The organism is Tychonema sp. LEGE 07196 (assembly GCF_963890365.1).
Classification (GTDB): domain Bacteria; phylum Cyanobacteriota; class Cyanobacteriia; order Cyanobacteriales; family Microcoleaceae; genus Microcoleus.
The window spans coordinates 134626-141804 of record NZ_CAWPRX010000013.1 but is presented as its reverse complement, the minus strand read 5'-3'; the positions used below and the strand labels follow the sequence as shown (position 1 = coordinate 141804).

Here is a 7179-nt window from a genome sequence, read left to right as displayed (position 1 = left end):
GGATTTGACAATTTTTGATTGTCATCAAAATATACAATGTTTATTTGCACAACAGCTTATAGTTATTTCTCCTATAAGTGGCGAAGTAAAAGGAGGTTCTTCCTCTCAATATGTGTTACCAGGAAGAGCCTGGTAACAAGCAAAGCCGGAGAGGCTGCCCTTCACGCTTGAATTATGCTTTACTTAGCTGGTCTTGAATTTGCCGCCTTTGGCCGGATCTGACCAATCACAAGAAAAGCCTTGTGTTTCGGGGACAAACTGATTCCAAGGAATCGGTGGCACGGCTTCTGGCGTAGCATAAGCAATTTCAAACAAACCGTCTTCTCTCACCTTACCCAACCGCACAAATTTAGCAAGGTGATGGTTATTTTCTAGGGTCACTTTGCCCTCCGGCGCGTCAAAAGTTTGACCCAAAGCTGCTGCCCGTACTTTGTCCAAATCGTCGGCGGTTCCTGCTTTTTCGACGGCTTGCTTCCACAGGTAAACCATGATGTAAGCTGCTTCCATCGGGTCGTTGGTCACTCTGTCATTGCCGTATTTTGCTTTGAATGCTTCGACAAACTTTTTATTTTCCGGAGTGTCCACTGTCATGAAGTAGTTCCAGGCGGCGTAATGACCTTTGAGATATTCTACGCCGATCGCCTTTACTTCTTCTTCTGCAATACTCACAGACATGGAAGGATATTTGTCCGGGCCCAAACCTGCACCCTGCAACTGTTTGAAAAATGCGACGTTGCTGTCGCCGTTTAGGGAATTGAAGATGACCCCGCCGTCGGGCAAAGCTGCCTTGATTTTAGTAATAATGGGGGTGACTTCTGTACCGCCAAGAGGTATGTAATCTTCGCCAACTAATTCTCCGCCTTTGGCTGCTAGTTGTGCTTTGATAATGGTGTTTGCTGTGCGGGGAAAAACGTAGTCAGACCCGACTAGAAAGAATTTTTTTCCTTTATTTTCTAGCAGCCAGTCAACTGCTGGTTCGATTTGTTGGTTTGGGGCTGCCCCGGTGTAAAAGATGTTTTTTGAGCACTCTTGACCCTCGTATTGTACGGGATACCAGAGCATATGATTTTTTTCTTCAAAGACTGGCAATACTGCTTTGCGGCTGGCGGATGTCCAGCAGCCGAAGACGGTGACAACTTTATCTTGGTCGATCAATTTTTTGGCTTTTTCGGCAAAAGTCGGCCAGTCTGAGTTGCCATCTTCTACTATTGCTTCGATTTGTTTTCCGAGGACACCGCCAGCTTTGTTGATTTCTTCGATCGCTAATTGTTCGGCATCAACCACGCTTTTTTCGCTGATGGACATTGTGCCGCTCAAGGAATGCAAAATTCCTACTTTGATCGTGTTTCCACCGCCTGCTGCTGGTGTAGTTCCTGTTGCTGTCGGAGAAGTGGCTGGGGTGGCTGTTGGAGTCGGAGTTCTACAAGCTTTGAGGAATAAACTTGTTGTGAGGGTAGCAGAACCGTATAAAAGAAATTTCCGCCGATCGAATCGCTTTGTCATTTTTCCTTGTTACTCTTAAATAGCTCAGTCAGATGATTGAGAATAACATATAGCGACTTGATATTAAGACTAGGTTGAGAATACTTTTGTATCTTTATATACAAATGTTATTATTAATTTACAAAATGAAGGTTTGGTGGGGATTGATGGCAAATGTGCCAGAAACGGAGTTTAGACACTAAGATATGCACTTTGAGCGATCGGTCTGAAATTAAAAACCGGGTTTCTTTAGAGAATTATTTTATTGATACTAGGAGTTAGGCCGTAACTGAGTTTGTGGCACACTTGGATCGTGTCCGATCGATTACCATCACAACCACGGTTCGTAGTGCGGACAAAAATGCAATAATCAGCGGACTGAAGTCCGCACTACGAACCGAATTCATCTTGCTGCGGTTAATCGATCGCACATTCACAGGAAAATATCAAAGCAGATGACGATCGCCCTTTATACAAATATAGCAACAGCAACATGGGGCGCGGACATAAATAACCTAATGAATACAGCCGATACCCGTCAAGCATAAATGGTTTGATTCCCCTACTCTGCAACTGCTTTCGGAGTCAACTGTCCACTGTCAACTAATTTATGGAGAATAGCGGACTCGAACCGCTGGCCTCTGCGGTGCGATCGCAGCGCTCTACCAACTGAGCTAATTCCCCTGATTGACTTTCAATTTAGCATTTTAAATGCTCGATTGCCGAATCTCAAAGGCTTGCAAATTGTATTTGCTTTCAATTTTACAAACCGTGACCAACATTAGCACGTAAGGGCTAAAAACGTCAAGAGTTTTCCGCCGCTGGCTCGGTGGGGGCGATCGAGCAAAGTTGGGCTACTCTGTCCAACTCTAAATCAGCAAAATAGTCCACCGTCCAATTAGCTTGGCGCTGGATCATGTGAAACGGGTAAGTGTGAGTCACGCCCGCTACCTGCATCCCCGCTTTTTTCGCCGATTCTATCCCCGCAAAAGTATCTTCTAGGGCCAAACATTCGATCGGTTGCAGGTTCAAACCGGGATATTTCTGGTTGAGAAGTTCCACAGCCAACAGATAGCAGTCGGGTTCTGGTTTGCTCGCCGTCAAGTCGTCACCTGCGACAATTAACTCAAAATTTGCAGCCAAACCGGCTCGCTCTAGCACTAATTCTATATCCGATCGCATGGCCCCGCTAACTACGGCCATTTTTAGTCCAGAAACGCGAATTTTGTCAATAAATTCTGCCAAACCTGTATAAATCGGCAATGTTTCCAAACTATTTATTTTTTCTTGATAAGCTTTGGCCTTGCCTAACAGCAAGCGATCGAGGTATGTTTCTGTGAGATATCGTCCTCGGCGCTGCAGCAGTTCGGTAATGCAAGCGCGATCGCTCTTTCCCAAACAAATTTCTCGAAACTCCCCGCGTTTGAGTTGCAGATTTTCATCTAGCATCAGGCGATCGATTAAGTTCTCGTGAATCGACTCGTCATTAATAATAACGCCATTAAAATCAAATAGAACTGCTTTTAGAGTCATTAGTTATTGGTTATTAGTTATTGGTTATTGGTTATTAGTTATTGGTTATTAGTTATTAGTTATATCGTTTCCGCTTGGGTCGTCAGGTGATTTAACCGGCGCTAGAACACAGAGTACACAGAGGGATAGAATATATATCTGAATCATTCCGATGAAGAGAGGATTTGATATTATTGGTTATTAGTTATCAGTCATTAGTTATCAGTCATTAGTCATCTTGCCTGAAGAGCGAAGTCAAAGGGTAGTCATTAAGCTGTCGGACATTTAAATTGTATGTTCAGGGCGGGACACCCCACAAGACGGGGCATTGTTTTGTGACATATAATTTATATACCGCAACAGTTAACTGTCAACAGTTAACAGCCAACAGCCAACAGCCAACAGTTAACTGTCAACAGTCAACAGCCAACAGCCAACAGTCAATACATCAAGCGGGTGCTGGAATGCCCGGTAAATCGCCATCAAAATCAGGAGTGCGATCGCCCAAATTCGACACCTGCGCCTGACGCACCGGCTCAAAATCTTCTCCAGAAAGAGGTTTCACGCCCTGCGTCACCTGATGCACCCACCAGTGTTCCTGAGTTTGCACCGCAGCAAATCCCGCCGCCCCCGCCCAAGCATCAATACTACCAGCCGCGTAAGACTTAATATAAGGCTCTTCAAAGATATCAGTCAGCCACTCTGTCTGTCGCAAAGTTTTTTGATTTCCGTCCAAAATTGCCACTTGTCCCCCAACCTTCAGCAGTCGGAAGCTTTCTCGCAAAATTGCGCGCGAGACAGCAGGCGGCGTTTCGTGAAACAGCAAGGAAGCTGCGACTAAATCGAAGCTGCTGTCAGCAAAACCCACGCTTTCAGCATTTCCGTGCAACCACTCGATATTTAAGCCGGCTTTTTGCGCTTTCATTTCGGCGACTACCAGCATATAAGGAGACAAGTCCAGGCCCACAACTTCCGCTTCGGGAAAGGCTTGTTTGAGCATCAGGGTTGTTGAACCGGTGCCGCATCCCAAATCGATGATTCGGCGCGGCTTTACCCGCACAGCGTCAATTAAACCTTGTCTGACGACTGTTTCGTGGGGAGGCAAAACGTATTGCGTGATTGGATCGTAGGAAACGGCGGCACTGGGGTTGAGGTAGCCGCCTTTGATGCCGTGAAAGTTTTGGCTGCTGTAATATTTGGGATAAACTAGGTTGGGTTGTCGGTGGCGATCGCCCGCTTTTTCCCAGTCAGTACCTTCGTAGAGTCGTTTGATTGCTTCTTCGTCGATCGCCAGTCGGATCAGCGGCGATAAAAAGCGCTCGAAAATTGTATCCTTACCAACAGCCATAAAACTCCTTTCACAAAAACTCTTTTAATTTTAGCCAACAGCAGTAAAATTAGCATTAATTAAAATTATTTGTCTCCTCGAACCTCTATCCATTACCTCCCCTACATTGCTCCTTGCCCAACTTCCCTTTTATTGCTTGCTTCCTGTCGCTTTTCATTAATCGGGATTTTTATTAAAAACTCCGTCCCGCCGCCTGCGGGTTTAGATATTTTGATGCTGCCGCCGTGTCCGTCTACAACAATTTTGTAGCTGATTGCTAACCCCAAACCAGTGCCTTGTCCCACCGGTTTGGTGGTAAAAAATGGGTTAAAAATTTGGTCTTTAACGCTGTCGGGAATGCCGGGGCCGTTGTCGGCGATCGCCACTTTCAGAAATTTTATGCTATGTTCGCGAACTACTCCTGTGGAAATAGTAATAATTTTATCCAGGCGATCGATCTCGTTCAAGGCATCGATCGCATTGCTCAGCAAGTTCATAAACACCTGATTTAGCTGAGACGGATAGCAGTCTACTAAAGGCACTTTTCCGTATCTCTTGACTATATAAATGCCATTTTTGATTTTGTTGGAAAGCAGCAGCAAGGTGTTTTCCATGCCTTCGTGAATGTCCGCCTGCTTTTTGTCTGATTCATCGAGGCGAGAAAAGTTGCGTAAAGAAAGAACTATGCTGCGAATGCGATCGGTTCCTATTTTCATAGAATTTAAGATATGCGGCAAATCTTCCTCGATAAAATCTAGCTCAATTTCTTCGGTAAAATCGGTGATTTCCGGGGGGACTTCTGGGAAGGTTTGTTTGTACAAACTCACTAATTCTAATAAATCTTTAGTATATTTTGTGGTGTGAGGCAAATTAGCCGAAATGAAGTTAACCGGGTTGTTGATTTCGTGCGCTATCCCCGCTACCATTTGACCGAGGGATGACATTTTTTCGCTCTGCACTAAATGGGTTTGAGTCTTTTTCAGTTCGTGCAAGGCACTATTGAGCAGTTTTACTTGGTCTTGGGTTTGAGTGTAAAGGTGAGATTGAGTAATGGCGATCGCCAATTGATCTGCTACAGCTTTTAACAGTTGAATTTCCTCCGCACTCCAAAACCACTGAGCAGCGTGGCTGCAAACTAAATAACCCTGTTGCTCGTTTTGAGTCGGGACTGGCACGGCTAAATAGCTATTAGCTTTCAGTTCGAGCGGTTGACTTGCGCCCCCTGTCCAAGTATCGGCACTAAAAATAATTGGCTCGGATTGGTCGCTCTCTACTGACAAATTTCGCACCAAGTAAGGTTCAAAGTTTATCGCTTGTCTCGGACAATCAAATTGGGAAGATTCCCACAAAATTTGTAAAGTTTTGTTTTGCGGCTCGTACCAACCAAAAGCTGCTCGTTCTAGATGCAGCAAATTTACTATTTCTTCGACGGTACTTTGCACGATTTTGTCTAATTCTAGAGAAGTGCGAATGCGTCCAGAAATCCGGTTGAGCATGGCTTCTCGCTCGGCTCTGGCGCGATTATTTTCGGAGGAATAAATTAGCCAAATTGCTGCTAGCATTGCCGGGACTAGCAGTCCGACGACGACGGATGTCAGAAAATTTAATGCTTGCAGTTGGGATTCAATATTTTCGCGGGGAATTATTAAGGCCATCGACCAGTTCACTTCCTGGAGGGGAGCGTAGACGGCATACACCCATTTGTTATCTATTTTTACCAGTTCGATGTTCGTCTGGCGATCGATCATGTGCCGCGCAATTGTGGAGAGTGCGGAATCTTGTGACTGTAAAAAGCTTGGAGCAGGCCGATCGCTATTGCCAATTAAGTTATTGTTGGGATGAACAATTGGCACTCCTTCTGAATTGAGCGCAAAAGCATAACTCTCGGAACCGTAATGCAGGCTGTTAACAACATTTGCTACTCTGTCTAATTTAATGCTGCCCGATAGGACTCCAATTACTTGATTGGAAGCCTGTGGCAAGGCCCAAATAGGAGCTGAAACGACGATCGTCGAAACTTGTGTACTGCGGCCGATCAGCGGGTCAGAAACATTAATTTCCCCGGCCATTGCTTTTGTAAAGTGTTCGCGGTCTTTGACATTCGTGCGGTTGCCTAAAGTGTTATTTAGTGAGCCGTTGGGTTGAATTAATGCCAGGATGAAATACTCTTTTAGCCTGTATATTTCTGATTGCAACCGGGGTTCGACTAATTCCCAATTGAGAGTGCGAATCTTTGGAGAGTAAGCGATGGTTTCTATTTCTGCTTTGCGGCTGCTGAGCCAGCGATCGATTTCATCGGTGCCTTTTTCTAATTTTAATAGTGCTATTTCTTTTAAATTGTCGAGTATTAGTCCGCGCACAAAAAAATAGCTTACGCAAGTAGTTGTGCTAATGGTTAAAGCCGTGGTGCCTAGAATTAGTAGGGTCAGCAAATGGCGACGCTGCCGTCTGTGTTGCCAAAGACTTTCTAGTTGCTGCCAGCGCGATTGAGCGCTGATGCCGATGTTTTGCCAAAAGTGGCGCAGTTTTGGCTTTTGGTGGGGCGGCGGCGCAGAAACGGGTCGGGCTTGATTTGCTGGTTTTTGCATCATCAAATGTTCTCGTCGAGAGTGAAATCGATCGCACTGCACGGTCATTCGGCAGAATTAATATTATGTCAACAGTCAGGACTTGATTCCTCCTAGGTTTGGCCGATGTGGATTTCTGGCTGCGAACAATTTTTATTTCGATCGCAATATCGCATTCTATTTTGACATCAATTTTGTATTTTGACTTTGAGTTTACTTTTTTGAGGTTAGTGCTTTACGATATATTTAATATCTATCTCGTTTGTATAACAAATTTTTTGTAAATAACAC

General features: G+C 44.9%; 4 protein-coding genes and 1 tRNA gene. All 5 read right to left on the bottom strand.

What is annotated here, in order from left to right; all coding sequences use genetic code 11:
* Nucleotides 1-183: 183 nt before the first annotated feature.
* The 5 genes from urtA to AACV78_RS01915 all read right to left on the bottom strand — a co-directional run bounded on the left by urtA (nt 184) and on the right by AACV78_RS01915 (nt 6912).
* Entirely contained in the window at nt 184-1503 is a 1320-nt protein-coding gene (urtA, locus tag AACV78_RS01935; RefSeq protein ID WP_194008651.1) for an urea ABC transporter substrate-binding protein, read from the bottom strand.
* 590 nt (nt 1504-2093) lie between these two features.
* Nucleotides 2094-2166, bottom strand: a tRNA-Ala gene (locus AACV78_RS01930).
* Between the two features lie 120 nt (nt 2167-2286).
* Nucleotides 2287-3015, bottom strand: a complete 729-nt coding sequence (locus AACV78_RS01925) for an HAD family hydrolase (RefSeq protein ID WP_194008652.1) — start codon at nt 3013-3015, stop codon at nt 2287-2289.
* 427 nt (nt 3016-3442) lie between these two features.
* Nucleotides 3443-4342 (bottom strand): class I SAM-dependent methyltransferase, encoded by a 900-nt coding sequence (locus AACV78_RS01920; RefSeq protein WP_194008653.1) that lies wholly within the window; start codon nt 4340-4342, stop codon nt 3443-3445.
* Between the two features lie 101 nt (nt 4343-4443).
* Complete coding sequence (locus tag AACV78_RS01915; protein WP_228042041.1) at nt 4444-6912, bottom strand: ATP-binding protein; 2469 nt, start codon at nt 6910-6912, stop codon at nt 4444-4446.
* Nucleotides 6913-7179 lie beyond the last annotated feature (267 nt).

What these genes read in the sequence shown, in the direction of transcription:
- urtA (WP_194008651.1), bottom strand. Translation starts at nt 1,503, where the DNA reads ATGACAAAGCGATTCGATCGGCGGAAATTTCTTTTATACGGTTCTGCT.
- AACV78_RS01925 (WP_194008652.1), bottom strand. Translation starts at nt 3,015, where the DNA reads ATGACTCTAAAAGCAGTTCTATTTGATTTTAATGGCGTTATTATTAAT.
- AACV78_RS01920 (WP_194008653.1), bottom strand. Translation starts at nt 4,342, where the DNA reads ATGGCTGTTGGTAAGGATACAATTTTCGAGCGCTTTTTATCGCCGCTG.
- AACV78_RS01915 (WP_228042041.1), bottom strand. Translation starts at nt 6,912, where the DNA reads ATGATGCAAAAACCAGCAAATCAAGCCCGACCCGTTTCTGCGCCGCCG.